Source organism: Algoriphagus aquimarinus (genome assembly GCF_007997215.1).
GTDB lineage: Bacteria > Bacteroidota > Bacteroidia > Cytophagales > Cyclobacteriaceae > Algoriphagus > Algoriphagus aquimarinus_A.
This window is the reverse complement of the sequence record NZ_VORW01000003.1, coordinates 225422-240412: the sequence shown is the minus strand read 5'-3', so window position 1 is coordinate 240412 and position 14991 is coordinate 225422. Positions and strand designations below refer to the sequence as shown.

Below are 14991 nucleotides of genomic sequence, written 5' to 3'. Positions count from 1 at the left end.
GTGAAATCAATAACCACAAAGTTCGAAAAGTTCGCGCAAAGAGTACAGATTAAAAGTTTGGATGATTACTTAGAGCAAGCACACTTAACGTGGTTCAAATCCGCCTAGCGTCGGACAGCCCTCATCACTTAGTCCTAAATTATTGTAATCTTCATTAGGAATATGGTGAGAAACCTGATTTCCAATTTAGAGTTGGTTTGTCGGAAGAAAGATGTATGGTGTTTTTGTGAAATTGTAAAATGTGTATATTGTGTAAAACTATACACATCATGAGGACGAATATTGAAATTGATGAAAACCTAATGGAGGAAGCAATGAAAGCTTCTGGATTGACTACAAAGAAAGCTACAGTAGAGGAGGGTTTGAGATTGATTCTAACCTTGAAAAAACAAAAGCGGATTAAAGAATATCGAGGTAAATTAAAATGGGAAGGTGATTTGGAAAAAATGAGGACAGATTCATGATTCTGGTAGATTCTTCTGTTTGGATAGATTATTTTAATGGGAGGAAGAATTTGCAAACTGATTTTTTGCATGAAGCACTTGGTCAGGAAATAGTCTGCACAGGTGATTTGATAATGACTGAAGTTCTTCAAGGTTTTAATTCAGACAAGAGCTTTTCAGATGCTCTAAGTTTTTTCGAGGATTTACACTTTTTTAGCCTTGGTGGAAAAGAATTAGCAGTTGCATCAGCTCAGAATTTCAGGTTTTTAAGGAAAAAAGGAATCACGATCCGCAAAACAATTGATGTTGTTATAGCTACGTTTTGCATCAAAAATGAAGTGTTTCTTCTTCACAGTGATAAAGACTTTGATCCAATTGTGATTCATTTGGGGTTGAAGTCTGTGATTTAAATGAATTCCTGAAAGTGTCACAAAAAAAAGCCGAAGACTTTCCAGCCATCGACTTATTCTGTTTTTTAATTATAAAGTGGAAATGGATTTTCACGAACGGTCAAATTAAATCATCGCGAAATCAATGCTTTTACTGCAGTTAAAGCATTTCCTGAGTAGTAACTCCAGAATGTTCCAGCACCATCTCCTTCACACATTCTACCCAGGTGTTTTCTGAGTTCAGGCTTGGTACCAAGTCCCATTCTTCACCGCCCCCTTCGAGGAATTTATCTCTGTATTCTCCGGCTACTTCCACGGTAGTTTCAAGGCAATCAGCCACAAAAGCCGGGGAGAATGCCAAGACTTTCTTCACTCCTTGCTTATTCAACTCATCAATTACATCATCCGTATAGGGCTTTACCCAAGGGTCTTTTCCTAATCTGGATTGAAAGCAATTCACAGTTTTTTCTTCTGGGATTCCTAGTTTCTCGGCTATCAAACGAGTCGTTTTGAAGCATTGAGCACGATAGCAATAATGGTTTTTTGCTCCATATTTATTACAGCAAGCACCAAGCTGGCAATAGCCATCTACGGAACCTTTGAGTATGTGTCGCTCCGGAAGTCCGTGGTAAGAGAAGAGAATTTTATCATATTCTTTTCCTTCCAACATTGCTCTTCCTCTCTCTGCCCAAGCCTCTAGAAATAGAGGTTGCTCTATGAAATTACTGATAAATGAAATGTCAGGAATAATCTGCCAGCCTCTGGCTATTTCCATCACTTTGTCCTGAACGGAGCCTGTTGATGCAGAAGCATACTGTGGAAAGAGTGGAAGGACGATGATTTTGGTCACATGTGCTTTCCGCAATTCCTCCAGTCCAGCTTCTATAGAAGGAGTTTGATAGCGCATGGCCATAGCTACTGTGTACTGCTTGGGATCAAGCTTTTCTTTCAGTTTATCTTTAAGATCCTGTGTGTGAAAAAGCAAGGGAGAGCCTCGATCAGTCCAAAGTTTTCTGTATTCATGAGCTGATTTTGGAGCGCGAAAAGGGGCAATAATCAGATTGATGAGCATCCATCTAAAAACAACTGGGATATCTATTACACGACCATCCATCAGGAATTCACGAAGGTATTTTCTTACGTCGCCGGTGGCGGTACTATCTGGAGTTCCCAGGTTCACCAGCAAAACGCCGATTTTTCCGGTTTTATTCATGTGTGCTCTAATTGAGAGGATTTCCGATTGAGAACCCAAAAATACGTCCTATTGTTAGATTTCGCCAATTGATCCTAATAATCGATGATTGAAAAAAACTCTTAGATCTTTAGATTCCTTGCCCAGCCTATTAGAGGTCCAGCACTCATGCTGGCGATTATTGCTAGAATAACCAGTCCGATAAAGAGTGGTTCGGTCACCAAACCATTTTCTAAAGCGATCAGTCCCAGGACTATATCCATGCTTCCTCTTGTACTCATACCAATGCCTGCGACGATGGATTCTTTCCGGGGAATACCTGCCAGTCTTCCTCCGAAATAGGCTCCATAATACTTGGTCACTAAGCCCACAATAATTACCACGCCGACGATTCCCGGATCAAAGCCCGTGATAAAGTTCACCTTTAGGCCAATCGATACGAAGAAGATAGGAGCAAAAATATTATTGATAAACTGGTGAAGAATTTCCTTGGCTTTTTCCGTCAAATACTCGGAATCACCAAGGGCTACGCCGATGATAAATGCACCGAAAATGGCATGTATTCCTATGAATTCGGTGAAAGATGCAGCTAAAAAGCATAGTGCTAAGGAAAGAGAAAGTAATCCGCCAGGCCACGCCATTTTTTTATTAATCCATGGTAAGACACGATTGATGAGTCCTTTTCCTATGGTCAGCATGCCTAAGGTGAAAAGTAGCGTGAGTCCAATGGTAGGCCATACTCCTAAACCATCACTTCCAGACTCAGATAGCGATAAAATCACCGAGAAAATTAGCCAGCCGAGTACATCCACGATCATCGCCCCTGCTATGATCAGTAGGCCTGATGAAGTTTTGAACAGGTTCAAATCCATAAGAATCCTGGCGACTATGGCCAAACCTGTGATGGAAATAGCAAGTCCAAAGAAGGTGGATGCAACAATTCTATCGTTGATATTGACTCCTAGAAACTCAGGGAAGGCATAGGCGACGACAAACCCGGCTATGATCGGCAAGATCATCGAGGCTACGGCTATGTAAAGCGCTTTTTTGCCCTGACTCCACACGATATGTAACTCAACTTCCAGACCAGCGATGAATAGCAAAAGCACCACTGAGATCTGGACGAAGCCATCGAAGGCTATATTGGTCATCTCATTGGATGCAAATAAATACTCATGTGCTCCGGGAAAGAAATTCCCGAGTATAGTCGGGCCAAGAATTATTCCGGCAAAAATTTCACCCACCACAGCAGGTTGTTTGAATTTTCTGGCTATTTCAGCAAAAACTCTTGCTAGAATAAGAATAGATGCGAGCTGGAGGAGTAAATTAATTACCTCCTTATGGCCTAAAGTTTCCATGGAGGTTTAATTTTTTACGATTAATAAATTACAAGGCAAGGTGCTCAATAGGTCTTCCAAATCATGTGGAAATATCCTGTCGAAGAAATTCAACTTATGATCATCACCTACCACGAGCAAATCAGCTTCAATTTTCTCGCAGAATCTGGCTAGTTCAACGGCCCATCTTCCACCAGTCACTTTTATATTAAGCTTCAAATCTCCCGGATCTATTTTTTTCATAATCTCCTCCACATACTCCATTTCATTCTGCACTAACTGTCGGCGAGTCTGAGAGGCTTCTTCTTCTGAGTCTTCGCTAGCAGTGCCCATTTGAAGGCCATACATTTTGATTTCATTCAAAATATGAACCTGCTCAGCATTTATTTTTTTGGAAAAATTAATCCCTACTTCGATCACGTGTGGAGTGATTTCTAATTGCGTTCCGTTCAGAACAATTTTCTCGAAAATGGTAGACCCTACTTTAGGTTCGATAAGTGTCAAAACTGAGCAAGGAGCTTTTCTGATGATTTTTCTGCCTACCGAACCCATGTAGTAGGTCAAGAACCCTTCACGTTTTAAGGCACCGGCAACCAGAAGATCTGCTTGCTCCTCCTTACATGCTTGGATGATCATTTTCACCGGCTTGCCTTCCTTCCAGATCAGTTTAGTTTTAACTTTGTCCAAACCTGTTTTCACAATTATTTCGTCAAGTTTGGTTTCCAGTTCATCGGTTTTTTTACCAATATGAATAAGGATCAGTTCAGAGCCGAAAAGCTCAACTAGACGTTTTGTTTCTGAAATAAGAGCTTCCATCCGTGGGGAAAAAGCTATGGCAAGGGCTACTTTTTGATACATTTTAAAAAAGCTAATGCCCTTAAATAAGCGAATTTTCATCATCTGTACAATAGATAGGGTTCAACTCCATTTATCCTGATCCATATCCATTCAAGAGCTATTTCTGCATTCAGAAAAAGGAAAGGGCATATTATCCCGAATTTTTAGTAAAATTCATATATCAATCTTTTTTAGGATTTGGTAAAACAGAAATATAAATCCAACCAAGATACCTTCCGTTAACTACGGGATGGTATTAAATGACAAACAAAAAATACATGAAAAAAACACTACTCAGTTGGTTGTTGATCGGAGGTATGGGGCTTTCAGGAGCTGCGGTTGCGCAGTCGGATTACCCTACTATCAGTCAACTTAATCAACGTTTGCAGCGCGTGGCTTCCAACGCCTCAGCTACGCTCACCTCACTTACCAAAACAGAAGGCGGAAAAGACATCTGGGTGCTGAAAATAGGCACAGGGCAACTAGACCAAAAACCCGCTATTGCTGTAGTCGGTGGAGTGGAAGGTTACGAGGTTTTGAGCGTTGAACTTGCAGTGCAATTTGCAGAAAAGCTAGTTGCTGATCATTCAGATGCACTTGAAGCGAGCACTTTTTACATTTTCCCAAATATGTCTCCAGATGCTTACGAGCAATACCATGCTTCTTTGAAATATGAGAGAAGGGGAAATGCAGTTTCGGTAGATCACGATAGAGATGGCATTCCAGGTGGAAGCGCTTATTCAGATCTAAATGGCGATGGAATGATCACCATGATGCGTGTAGAAGATCCAATGGGTGACTATATGATTTCAAAAGAGGATGAACGAGTGCTTGTAAAAGCAGATCGTTCTAAAGGGGAATCAGGCAAGTACTCCCTTTATAAGGAGTCAAAAGATGATGACAAAGACGGTGAATTTGCAGAGGACTTGAAAGAAGGAATAGCCTTCAACAAGTCTTTGACATACAAATTCCCAGTATTTGAGCCATTGGCTGGTGATATGCCGGTGACACAAAAAGAGTCAAGAGCTATGCTTGATTACCTTTTCGAGCAATGGAATATTTTTGCTTTTGTGACTTTTTCTCCAGCTAACAACTTGACTTCACCCTTGAAATACAATGCGGGAAATGCAAAGAAAAGAGTAGTCACTTCCATTTTGGAGAAAGATCAGGCGCTTAATGTGTTGGTTTCTGACCTCTACAAAGAGACGGTGAAACAGAAAGGTTTCCAGCAAGACAACCAAGGAACTGATGGTGATTTCTTCCAATGGGCCTATTTCCACTTTGGTAGATTGAGTTTCAGTACTCCAGGTTACTGGGTTCCGGAATACAAGGACTCTACTGGTAAAGGCAAGTCAAATGCAGAAGTAAATTACTTGGCTTGGGCGGATTCGCTGGACATGAATGATGTTTTTGTGCCATGGACAGAAGTGAAGCATCCTGACTTTCCTGATAAAAAGGTAGAAGTAGGCGGTGTGAAGCCTTTTGTGATGACAACTCCTTCATTTGAAAAAGTAAGTGAGATCGCAGATCAGCATACAGAATTCATTCTTAAGCTGGCGGAGATGCAGCCAAAGCTGGAAATCCATAACGTAAAAACGGAGTCACTTGGAAATGGATTGACTCGAGTGACGATGGATCTTTTCAATAACTCGTCGATGCCTACGCATTCAGAAATGGGTGAAAAATCCAGATGGCTTCGCAAAATCAGGGTCGATATAGATGCCGCTGCAGACAAAATCGTCTCTGGAAATAAGATTGAGCTTATGGAATCACTGGGTTCTTTTGAGAAAGCTAGTTTTAGCTGGATCATCAAAGGATCAGGAAATGTGACAGTAAAGGCCGGCGCTTCTCATGCTGGATTCACTACTTCAACTGTAAAACTCTAAGCCATGAAAAAGATGAAAACAACAAAAATGTTCATTGCCTTGGCTGTAGGTGCACTTAGCCTTGTAAGTTATAAAGCAGATGCGCAGGAGAAATTTTTCCGCGCTGTTGGAACCCCTCACAACCCAAAAGTAGATATCGCTTTTAATCGCTACAATACTTATGAAGGTTTGGTGGATAATATGAAGAAAATTGCGGCAGCGCATCCTGATATCGCTAAGCTCGAATCTATAGGCAAATCCTATGAAGGTCGCGATATGTGGACCTTGACTATTACCGATTTTTCTACTGGTAAGGACACAGAAAAGCCAGGTATGTGGATCGATGGGAATATTCACTCCAATGAAATTCAAGGTGGAGAATTCTCCTTGTATGGCGCTTGGTACCTGACAGAAATGTTTGCTGATAATGAATTTATTCAGCAGCTATTGAAGGATAAGGTCTTTTACATTACACCTACGATCAATCCTGATGCAAGAAATAATTTCTTCTTGGAGCCAAATACAGCGAATTCACCACGGTCCGGAATGATGATTCTGGATAACGACGGTGATGGAGTAGCAGGCGAGGATGGAATGGATGATCTGGATGGTGATGGGAATATTACCATGATGATCCGAAAGTCTCCAACTGGTCGATACATCAAAGACCCACAAGATCCGCGCAAGCTAATTATGGTAGGCGCAGATAAAATGGGTGAATACGAAATGCTTGGCCAAGAAGGTACAGATGGTGATGGCGATGGTCGTGTAAATGATGATGGAGTAGGGTATTATGATCCAAACCGTGATTGGGGTTGGAACTGGCAACCTGATTACATACAGCGTGGAGCACTGAAATACCCATTTACCTTACCTGAGAATCGCTCGATAATGGAGTTTGTGATGAAGCATCCGAATATCGCTGGAGCTCAGAGTTTCCACAATTCAGGTGGGATGATACTTCGAGGTCCAGGAGCAGAGGAAGATGTAAGCACTTATAATCGTAGTGACATCCAAATCTATGATGCGCTAGGGAAAAAGGGCGAAGAAATGATTCCTGGTTACCGTTACCTGACTGTTTACAAAGATTTGTATTCCGTGTTCGGAGGAGAATTAGATTGGTTTTATGGAGTCAGAGGAGTATTTACGTTCTCTAATGAGTTGATGGTTCCCTATCTATATTTTCACAAGCAGTCTGGAGGCCAAAATGAAATGTTCGAAGTGGATGAGATGTTGACTATGGGTGATGCTTTTGTCAACTGGCATGAGTTTGATCATCCGCAGTTTGGAACTGTGGAAATTGGAGGTTTTAAGAAAAACTTCGGACGTGCTCACCCAGGTTTCCTGCTTGAGCAAGATGCACATAGAAATATTGCGTTCACGATTTACCATGCTTATCACACTCCAAAGCTATCTGTAATGGATGTGAAGGAAGAAGATCTTGGTGGAGGATTGAAAGCTATCACAGCTACGATCTTCAACGAGCGCTTAATGCCGACTCATGCGAGTCAGGATCTCAAATACAAAATCGAACGACCGGATTATGTATCTATTTCCGGAGCCAAAGTTGTGGCAGGTTTTGTTGTGGAAGATGAAGACTTTAACAAGTTGACTGAGCAAAAAAATAATCCTGAGAAAATGCTGGTAGACAATGTCCCGGGAATGACTGGAGTAAAAGTGAAGTGGATAGTATCTTCAGGATCTAATTATTCCATTACGGTTGATTCTGCCAAAGGTGGAAAAGCTAGTTGGAAGAAAGAGAAATAGAGTCGCAGTGGTCAGTATTCATTGATCAGTTGGTTTAATAATGAAGAAAAGAATGCGGAGCAGTGATGCTTCGCATTTTTTTTTTGAGCATGGATTACCGCAAAGATCTCGGAGGTTTGGGTATAGGTCGCAAGTTTGAGCTCGATTGAATCCAAGTCCCTTTAGGGACGACCTATGGGTAGAAAAGAAGGTTTTTGTACGATCTGCCGTGCCTTTAGGTACGGCTCTAATTTATTGTATAGATAAATCCTGCTACTGGAGAAGCAGGATAACATTAAATGAGAGTAGGTAACTCGGCGAAAAATCAAAGTACAAATCCCTATAAACAACAAAACCCCGCTCGATTGCTCAAGCGGGGTTGAAATATAGAAAGTTGGTTTAGCTTAAAGGCTAGTCACGTATCCTTCAAATCCTGATGCAGTTTTCACTTTGAAGTTGATACCTGCTCCACTAAGGTTGCTTAGTGTATAGATTTTATGAAGTCCCTGAGGATTATCGATTTTCTCTGTGTGGATCAATTTTTCACCATCGTAGATCATCACTTCTACATCTTTAGCTTGTAGGTTGCTTACAAGCAATCTGTATTGGTCGTCACCCATTGGAAATACTCTAGAGAATACAGAAGGAGCTTCTGTTACGAAGTTGTTGAAAGAAGCAGTTCTTAAAACGCCTGATTCGTCCATAACTTCTACAGAGTAAGATCCTTGAGGAAGATCTTTAAGATCATATTTCTTAGCAAAAGCTTCTTCCTTGTTGATTCTGTCTCTCAAGATCAAACGATCTTCTGAATCTGTGATTTTCACGATCACAGTACCTTGTGGTGCTTCATTGAAGGACACTGCTACCTTAGTAGTTTCAGTTTTTCTAATTAGAACTGTTGTTCCTTCAGATTTTGCAAACGCTCCTGCAGCGATCCCCGCTACAAAAAGCAAAGTGAATAATTTTTTCATTTTAATAATTGGTTTGAGTAGGTTCTAAATTTTGTGTAACCGCCAGACGGCTGATCCGTCTTTAAGTGAGTATTTTGGGTTACAGATTCCATCGGGGTAACCGATTGGTTTGTTATTATGATTCAAAGGTACGACTGAAAAACACAATTGCAAATACTTCAATAAAAAAAGATTATTGTTAATGATTCCGTAATATAACATTGTAAAAAATGTGAATTTAATAAAATGCTCCCGCAATCGATAGCGGAACTCGTTGCATTTTGATTTTTGGGCTATTTGTGAAATAATTGTTTGTTATTTTGGTATAAACAAAATTTAATTACCTCATGACAAAAGGATTTCTATAGATTTCCAATGGAAATTTTGTGAAAAAAAATTAAAAAATTTTAAACTGAGGTTTTAAATTGAAGTAAAATCCGACCGTAATTATAAATTCAACCTCAAAATGCCTGGTAATTATATCTATTATTTACCCTATGATTCTAGATTGGACAAAAAAATAGGTTTAGAATCGATTTTCTAAACCTATATATGAGATTATTACAAAAAAGAGAATGTTGCTGTTTTCTGTCTTTAAGGTAAAATCAGTTTTTGTTCTTATAATTTGCCGCTTTAGCTACCAATTCTTGGTCGAACTTGCCTTTCAATTCTACTACCATCAAGTCACCATCGTCACCTCCAACAAGGACTACTAAATCTGAAATGGTATTGCCTCCTTTTGAATATACAATTACGCCACCCTTTCCTTCAGAAGCTTCCATCAACAGCTCATACCTTTCTCTCTCCAGTCCCTTCTGCAAAGCTTTGTATTCTTGACGTGCGTCATCCATATGATCAGGTAGCTTAAAGAAATTCAATTTCTCGATAGACTTTGCTACAGTAGCCATGTCATTTTTGTCAATATCGATTTTGAAGCCTTCGGCAAAGTTCATGAAATTGCCTCCCAGCTCCATGTGGAAGAAGTCATCTTCACCTTTGAACTTTTCATAAAGCGCTTTGACGCTTTTGCTTTGTGCCTGAACGGACATTACCGCTCCAATTATTGCTAGGGTTAGAATTAGCTTTTTCATATGCGTATTATATAGTGTGGTTTGTTTAATATTTTCCGAATTGTGAAACCTAGGCACTACCTTCTAGTTTCGCTTTACTTGATACTTGATACTTGATACTTGATACTTGATACTTGATACTTGATACTTATTTTATTCCTTTTGGGCCTTTCTCGCCTTTAGGCCCCTTGCTTCCTTTGCCATACATGTCCATTCCTGGGATATCAGTCTTTTCAGCAAGCAAGTTTAGGTCTTCATAGGTGAAACTTCCCAGCATTGATAATAAGGTGAAGTCTCCCTCTTCTCCTGAGATCATCATTAGCTCTTTTACCAAGCCACCTTCCTCGCGAACCATAAACTTTAGGCTGCTTCCCTTGTCTTCGACAATCATCAGGTCCTCGTACTTGTTTTTGGAAAGTGTTCCCATTGCCTCTTTGTAGAAAGTCAATCCATTGACTTCGTCCGAGGAAAGAATTCGAATACCCTTCACTTTTTGTATTAGGACGCCAAGGTCTTGAGAGTCTTTGTCTGTCCCGGCGTTGCTTTTCAGGAATCCTCCTGCCATCTGCATCATTTTAGGGCTGATGTAAACTCTTGAGAAACGATCGTCATCCATGTACTTGGAGAAAAAGCGCTGAATAGCATCATCCTGAGCCTGCGCCTTAATAATAAAGGCAAACAGCAATAGCGGAATTAGTATGAATTTTTTCATAGCTTATTTATTTGTAGGGTTGCCAAATAGTTGGTTGGTCGTATTTAGGTATTTCATATCATTCATTATGGTCATTTGTTCCTGTCCTTTTGAAAGATTGGTTTGGATTAGTGCAAAAGCCTGCATGACTTCCATATAAGCTTCTTGCTCAGCTTGCTTTTGCTCATAAACTCTCCATCCCCAGACAGAACCAATCAAGATTGCTGCAGATGCCGCCCAATTCATCCAGTTTCTGGATTTGATTGGGATTATCTTGGTTGGCATTTGTAGGCTTGGCTCTTCGTTAGAAAAGTCACTTAAGCCTAAGAACAATGCTTTTTCATCGGCATAGCCTTCAGCAGATAGGAGCAAGGTCTTAAGCTCTTGCTCTTCTGCTAGACTACTTTCAGCTTCCCAGTACTTTTCGAGTAATTCGTCTATTCGCTGATTCATTTGGTTAATTTTTGATTGAGCATCCGCTCTCGAATGCTTTTTCTGGCTCTGTGAAGATTTACTTTCACTTGATCCAGGCTAATGTCTAGGTGCTCGGTAATTTCCTCGTAACTCAACCCTTCCACTTCTCTCAGATGAAAAATCTCCTGCTGTCGCAAAGGCAATCCTTTCACAAGATTCATTACTTGTTGTATCGAATCTTTTGTGTCCTCAGAAATTGACTCCTCCACTTTCATTTCTTCCAATCCGTCCAAAGAGTCTAGCTTTTTGGTTTGCCTAAAGTGTGTCAATACTTCATTTTTCAGACTGCTTACCAACCAACCCATCAGATTTGGGTGACTTCTAAGTTCATCTTCCCGTACAAAAGATTTTTCGAAGACATTCTGAAGCATATCCTCTGCAAGGGATCGATCCCTCACCCAGAGATAACCCAGCCGGTAGAGCCTGCCTCTTTGCGGCCAGATATGTGCTTCAAAAAATGACTTCATTTAATACGGTAATGCATGGGAATTGCGAATGTTACAGTGGCAATGAAAAAAAATAAAAGTTTTTTAAACATACTATAAAAAAGGAGAGCTTAAGAAATTCAGCAATTTATGCTTTTGGCTGAGATAACTAACTAGACTAAATTGCTTCAAAATTTGAGTAAGAAATAGTATGCATGCCTACTATTTCTTAATTTGCCTATCAGGCATCCCAAAAATGATTCAGTATCTTATGATAAAGCAATTGCAATACTAATGAATAGGGGATTCACAAATGAGATTAAAGGAGAGGTGACTGTTCTGGTTTTTTGTTCAGAATATGAAGCTGTGCCCTCTGCAATCCCGATAACTATCGGGACTTTGTGCTCTTTGTGGCTAAATAAGGGCACAAAAAAAGCCCTGAATTGCTTCAGGGCTTGTGGTGATAAATGGACTCGAACCATCGACTCACGGATTTTCAGTCCGATGCTCTACCAACTGAGCTATATCACCTTGTTTGTAAAGTGATGCAAAGGTAATTATTTGAGTATTTGAAGCAAGTCATTTAATGAAAAAAATACAGACTAAAACCCAAGAAACACGCTAATAACATCACTATGAGCTTTTTACCTCAATTAATATTTTTGATCATTTTGAGTGCTGCAAGCTTCTTTCTGATCAAACGAGTCAAATTCCTCCGCAGAAACATTCTTCTGGGCAAAGCAGAGACAAGAAACGATCAGCCGGACAAGCGTTGGAAGACAATGCTTTTGGTGGCTTTGGGTCAGCAGAAAATGTTTAAGCGCTTTATCCCCGCATTTCTACACTTCTTTGTTTATGTGGGGTTCTTGGTGATCAACCTTGAAGTTCTGGAATTTGTCCTAGATGGTATTTTCGGTACGCACCGCTTATTTGCTCCTTTCCTCGGTGGGGCTTATGTGGCTGCGATGAACTTCTTCGAGTTTCTAGCTGTGATGGTTCTCATTTCCTGTGTGATCTTTTTGATCCGAAGAAATGTGGTCAAGGTGCCTCGCTTCACCAAGCCAGAGATGAAGGGTTGGCCAGCGATGGATGGTAACTTGATCCTTTGTATTGAGATCGTCTTGATGATGGCAATTTTGAAAATGAATGCCGCTGATCAGATTTTAGCTTCGAGAGGAGTGGGGCATTACATCGTGGTTGGGGATTTGTTCTTCAGCGGTTTGCTTCATCCGATCTTCGACGATATGAGTACTGAATTCCTGATTTTCATAGAGAGAGCAGCATGGTGGTTTCATATAGTGGGGATTTTAGCTTTCGCTATATATGTGACCTATTCGAAGCATTTACATATTTTCCTAGCCTTCCCAAATACCTGGTATTCGAATTTGAAGCCTAAGGGTGAAATGTCAACTATGCCAGCTGTCACCAATGAGGTGAATATGATGCTTGGAATTCCTACGGATGCGCCAGCTGACCCGCCTGCTGAGATCGGTAGATTTGGAGCCAAAGACATCAATGATTTGAGTTGGATCAATGTGATGAATGCCTATTCATGCACCGAATGCGGGAGGTGTACTTCGGAATGCCCGGCTAACCTGACAGGAAAGAAGCTTTCCCCTCGTAAGATCATGATGGATGTGCGAGATCGTGCAGAGGAAGTAGGAAAAAGCTTGGATGCTGGAGGAAAAGGTTTGGAAGATGGTAAGTCACTTTTGGGGGATTACATCACCAAGGAAGAATTGAATGCATGTACTAGCTGTAATGCTTGCGTGGAAGCCTGTCCAGTGAATATCGATCCGCTAGCTATCATTTTGGAAATGCGTCGCTATGTAGCCATGGAAGAGTCAGGAACGCCAGCTCAATGGAATGCGATGTTTCAAAACATGGAAACCAGCTTTGCTCCATGGAAATTCAGCCCTCAGGATCGATTCAATTGGGCTGAGAAGGTGAAAGAGGAGGAAATTCCAGATTAAAAATTGGAAGATTTGAAAATTGAAAAATTATTCATTTCCGAGACTTTTTTGTTTTAATACAGCAATTTTCATTGAAGTAAAAAGCAACAAAGAATTAGGTTAAAACTGGCAGAGAGGCTACTTCGGTCACCCGTCATCGGTCTTCCAGCCTATATACCAAAGAGGATAAGCTTAATGGCATATTCTCGGACAAACATAAAACGTATAATCATGTCAACATATAAAGTACCAACCATGGCCGAGATGGCCGGCAAAGGAGAAAGTCCAGAAGTCCTATTCTGGGTAGGTTGCGCAGGTTCATTTGATGAGCGATATAAAGCTGTAACGCAGGCCTTTGTGAAAATATTGAATAAAGTAGGTGTCAGCTTCGCTGTGCTTGGCCCAGAAGAAGCCTGTACTGGAGATCCTGCTAGGCGTGCTGGAAATGAATTTCTTTTCCAGATGCAAGCGGTAGCGAATATTCAGGTGATGAATGGTTACAACATCAAAAAAGTAGTCACTGCCTGTCCACATTGCTTCAATACAATCAAAAACGAATACCCAGCTTTGGGAGGAAATTATGACGTGATTCACCATTCGCAATTTCTCCAACAACTCATCAATGATGGGAAAGTCGCATTGAAAGGTGGAGGGGAGTTTAAAGGAAAGAAAATCACCTTCCACGATTCCTGCTACTTAGGGAGAGGCAACGATGTCTACGAAGCGCCAAGAGATGTCATCAAAGCGTTGGACGTGGAGTTAGTGGAGATGAAGCGTTGCAAGACCAAAGGACTTTGCTGTGGGGCTGGTGGTGCTCAGATGTTCAAGGAACCTGAGCCAGGCAAAAAAGACATTAACGTAGAGAGAACAGAGGAAGCTTTGGCAACTGGAGCTAGTACAATTGCTGTAGGATGTCCATTTTGCTTAACCATGATGACGGACGGCGTAAAAAACAAAGAAAAAGAAGCGGAAGTGAAAGTCTATGACTTGGCAGAAATGATCGCCAAAGACATGGGGATTTAACTTTTTTTCAATGAATCAATTTGACCCTTTTTGCCGTTAGGTAGAAAGGGTTTTTCTTTACCAATAAGTAACAAGAAATTATGTACGTAGAATTTAAAGATATGCCAGAAGATTCGCGCGTTTGGGTTTACCAGGCTGCACGTCAATTTTCTGAGCAGGAAAAAGAGTTAATAGCTTCCAGATTATCCCTCTTCTGTAATGGGTGGAATACACATGGCAATAGAATGCCAACTTCATTTCAGATCTTGGAGGATCAGATTTTGGTTTTGGCTGTTGATGAATCTGGGTTAGGGGCAAGCGGTTGCTCTATCGACAGTTCTGTCAGGACTTTGCGTGAGCTGGAAAGTGAAATCGAAAACAATATCACCGATCAAGGTAAAGTGACTTTTAAATCCAATTCGGGTGAAATAAACGTAGCTTCTGCTTTGGGCATCAAGACAAAAGTCACTTCTGGAGAGATCGATTCGCAAACACTAGTGATCAATCCGCAGGTGCAAAGCAAAAAAGAACTTGAAAGTGTGTGGATTTTGGCAGGGAATAGCTGGCTGAATCGATACTTTCCAAATTAATTTAGTAATATTCAGAATAGATCATCAA

Annotated in this window: 15 protein-coding genes and 1 tRNA gene; 7 read left to right on the top strand and 9 right to left on the bottom strand. The window is 40.7% G+C overall.

The features are described 5' to 3' along the window. The first annotated feature begins 269 nt into the window (after positions 1 to 269). The gene (locus ESV85_RS08320) at positions 270 to 464 is read left to right on the top strand and encodes a type II toxin-antitoxin system VapB family antitoxin (protein ID WP_146916524.1); all 195 of its coding nucleotides are present in this window, start codon (positions 270 to 272) and stop codon (positions 462 to 464) included. After that, positions 461 to 853, top strand: a complete 393-nt coding sequence (locus ESV85_RS08315) for a PIN domain nuclease (protein WP_146916522.1) — start codon at positions 461 to 463, stop codon at positions 851 to 853. Before ESV85_RS08320 ends, ESV85_RS08315 begins: the two co-directional genes overlap by 4 nt. 139 nt (positions 854 to 992) lie before the next feature. On the opposite strand, the gene hemH is transcribed toward ESV85_RS08315, so the two are convergent. From hemH to ESV85_RS08300, 3 genes are all read right to left on the bottom strand, one after another. Then, entirely contained in the window at positions 993 to 2045 is a 1053-nt protein-coding gene (gene hemH / locus ESV85_RS08310; RefSeq protein ID WP_146916520.1) for a ferrochelatase, read from the bottom strand. 101 nt (positions 2046 to 2146) lie between these two features. Further along, on the bottom strand, positions 2147 to 3382 hold the full coding sequence (locus tag ESV85_RS08305; RefSeq protein ID WP_146916519.1) for a cation:proton antiporter: 1236 nt from the start codon (positions 3380 to 3382) through the stop codon (positions 2147 to 2149). 6 nt (positions 3383 to 3388) lie between these two features. Beyond that, a complete protein-coding gene (locus ESV85_RS08300) occupies positions 3389 to 4219 on the bottom strand; it encodes a universal stress protein (RefSeq protein WP_146916517.1) in 831 nt (276 codons plus the stop codon). Between the two features lie 257 nt (positions 4220 to 4476). Between ESV85_RS08300 and ESV85_RS08295 the strand changes: the two genes are divergently transcribed. Continuing rightward, positions 4477 to 6084 (top strand): M14 family metallopeptidase, encoded by a 1608-nt coding sequence (locus ESV85_RS08295; protein WP_146916515.1) that lies wholly within the window; start codon positions 4477 to 4479, stop codon positions 6082 to 6084. Between the two features lie 12 nt (positions 6085 to 6096). Beyond that, positions 6097 to 7830, top strand: coding sequence for a M14 family metallopeptidase (locus ESV85_RS08290; protein ID WP_146916513.1), 1734 nt, complete (start codon positions 6097 to 6099; stop codon positions 7828 to 7830). 383 nt (positions 7831 to 8213) lie between these two features. Here the strand turns inward: ESV85_RS08290 and ESV85_RS08285 are convergent, their stop codons facing one another. The 6 genes from ESV85_RS08285 to ESV85_RS08260 form a co-directional block, all read right to left on the bottom strand. Then, positions 8214 to 8780, bottom strand: a complete 567-nt coding sequence (locus tag ESV85_RS08285) for a hypothetical protein (RefSeq protein ID WP_146916511.1) — start codon at positions 8778 to 8780, stop codon at positions 8214 to 8216. 584 nt (positions 8781 to 9364) lie between these two features. Beyond that, entirely contained in the window at positions 9365 to 9850 is a 486-nt protein-coding gene (locus tag ESV85_RS08280) for a DUF4252 domain-containing protein (protein ID WP_146916510.1), read from the bottom strand. A gap of 127 nt (positions 9851 to 9977) precedes the next feature. Beyond that, the gene (locus ESV85_RS08275) at positions 9978 to 10541 is read right to left on the bottom strand and encodes a DUF4252 domain-containing protein (protein WP_146916508.1); all 564 of its coding nucleotides are present in this window, start codon (positions 10539 to 10541) and stop codon (positions 9978 to 9980) included. A gap of 3 nt (positions 10542 to 10544) precedes the next feature. Continuing rightward, positions 10545 to 10973 carry a hypothetical protein gene (locus ESV85_RS08270; RefSeq protein ID WP_146916506.1) on the bottom strand — a complete coding sequence of 143 codons (429 nt, stop codon included), beginning with the start codon at positions 10971 to 10973 and terminating at the stop codon, positions 10545 to 10547. Next, positions 10970 to 11461, bottom strand: a complete 492-nt coding sequence (locus ESV85_RS08265) for an RNA polymerase sigma factor (protein WP_146916504.1) — start codon at positions 11459 to 11461, stop codon at positions 10970 to 10972. Before ESV85_RS08265 ends, ESV85_RS08270 begins: the two co-directional genes overlap by 4 nt. A 416-nt stretch (positions 11462 to 11877) precedes the next feature. Continuing rightward, positions 11878 to 11950: transfer RNA gene (locus ESV85_RS08260), tRNA-Phe, on the bottom strand. 104 nt (positions 11951 to 12054) lie between these two features. On the opposite strand from ESV85_RS08260, the gene ESV85_RS08255 reads away from it, so the two are divergent. The 3 genes from ESV85_RS08255 to ESV85_RS08245 all read left to right on the top strand — a co-directional run bounded on the left by ESV85_RS08255 (position 12055) and on the right by ESV85_RS08245 (position 14963). Next, positions 12055 to 13392, top strand: coding sequence for a 4Fe-4S dicluster domain-containing protein (locus ESV85_RS08255; RefSeq protein WP_146916502.1), 1338 nt, complete (start codon positions 12055 to 12057; stop codon positions 13390 to 13392). 210 nt (positions 13393 to 13602) lie between these two features. Beyond that, positions 13603 to 14394, top strand: a complete 792-nt coding sequence (locus ESV85_RS08250) for a (Fe-S)-binding protein (RefSeq protein WP_146916500.1) — start codon at positions 13603 to 13605, stop codon at positions 14392 to 14394. Between the two features lie 80 nt (positions 14395 to 14474). After that, on the top strand, positions 14475 to 14963 hold the full coding sequence (locus ESV85_RS08245; RefSeq protein WP_146916498.1) for a hypothetical protein: 489 nt from the start codon (positions 14475 to 14477) through the stop codon (positions 14961 to 14963). The last annotated feature ends 28 nt before the right edge of the window (positions 14964 to 14991 follow it).

Excerpts from the sequence above, each read along its gene's own strand:
- ESV85_RS08320 (WP_146916524.1), top strand. The coding sequence starts at position 270 with ATGAGGACGAATATTGAAATTGATGAAAACCTAATGGAGGAAGCAATG.
- ESV85_RS08315 (WP_146916522.1), top strand. The coding sequence starts at position 461 with ATGATTCTGGTAGATTCTTCTGTTTGGATAGATTATTTTAATGGGAGG.
- hemH (WP_146916520.1), bottom strand. The coding sequence starts at position 2,045 with ATGAATAAAACCGGAAAAATCGGCGTTTTGCTGGTGAACCTGGGAACT.
- ESV85_RS08305 (WP_146916519.1), bottom strand. The coding sequence starts at position 3,382 with ATGGAAACTTTAGGCCATAAGGAGGTAATTAATTTACTCCTCCAGCTC.
- ESV85_RS08300 (WP_146916517.1), bottom strand. The coding sequence starts at position 4,219 with ATGTATCAAAAAGTAGCCCTTGCCATAGCTTTTTCCCCACGGATGGAA.
- ESV85_RS08295 (WP_146916515.1), top strand. The coding sequence starts at position 4,477 with ATGAAAAAAACACTACTCAGTTGGTTGTTGATCGGAGGTATGGGGCTT.
- ESV85_RS08290 (WP_146916513.1), top strand. The coding sequence starts at position 6,097 with ATGAAAACAACAAAAATGTTCATTGCCTTGGCTGTAGGTGCACTTAGC.
- ESV85_RS08285 (WP_146916511.1), bottom strand. The coding sequence starts at position 8,780 with ATGAAAAAATTATTCACTTTGCTTTTTGTAGCGGGGATCGCTGCAGGA.
- ESV85_RS08280 (WP_146916510.1), bottom strand. The coding sequence starts at position 9,850 with ATGAAAAAGCTAATTCTAACCCTAGCAATAATTGGAGCGGTAATGTCC.
- ESV85_RS08275 (WP_146916508.1), bottom strand. The coding sequence starts at position 10,541 with ATGAAAAAATTCATACTAATTCCGCTATTGCTGTTTGCCTTTATTATT.
- ESV85_RS08270 (WP_146916506.1), bottom strand. The coding sequence starts at position 10,973 with ATGAATCAGCGAATAGACGAATTACTCGAAAAGTACTGGGAAGCTGAA.
- ESV85_RS08265 (WP_146916504.1), bottom strand. The coding sequence starts at position 11,461 with ATGAAGTCATTTTTTGAAGCACATATCTGGCCGCAAAGAGGCAGGCTC.
- ESV85_RS08255 (WP_146916502.1), top strand. The coding sequence starts at position 12,055 with ATGAGCTTTTTACCTCAATTAATATTTTTGATCATTTTGAGTGCTGCA.
- ESV85_RS08250 (WP_146916500.1), top strand. The coding sequence starts at position 13,603 with ATGTCAACATATAAAGTACCAACCATGGCCGAGATGGCCGGCAAAGGA.
- ESV85_RS08245 (WP_146916498.1), top strand. The coding sequence starts at position 14,475 with ATGTACGTAGAATTTAAAGATATGCCAGAAGATTCGCGCGTTTGGGTT.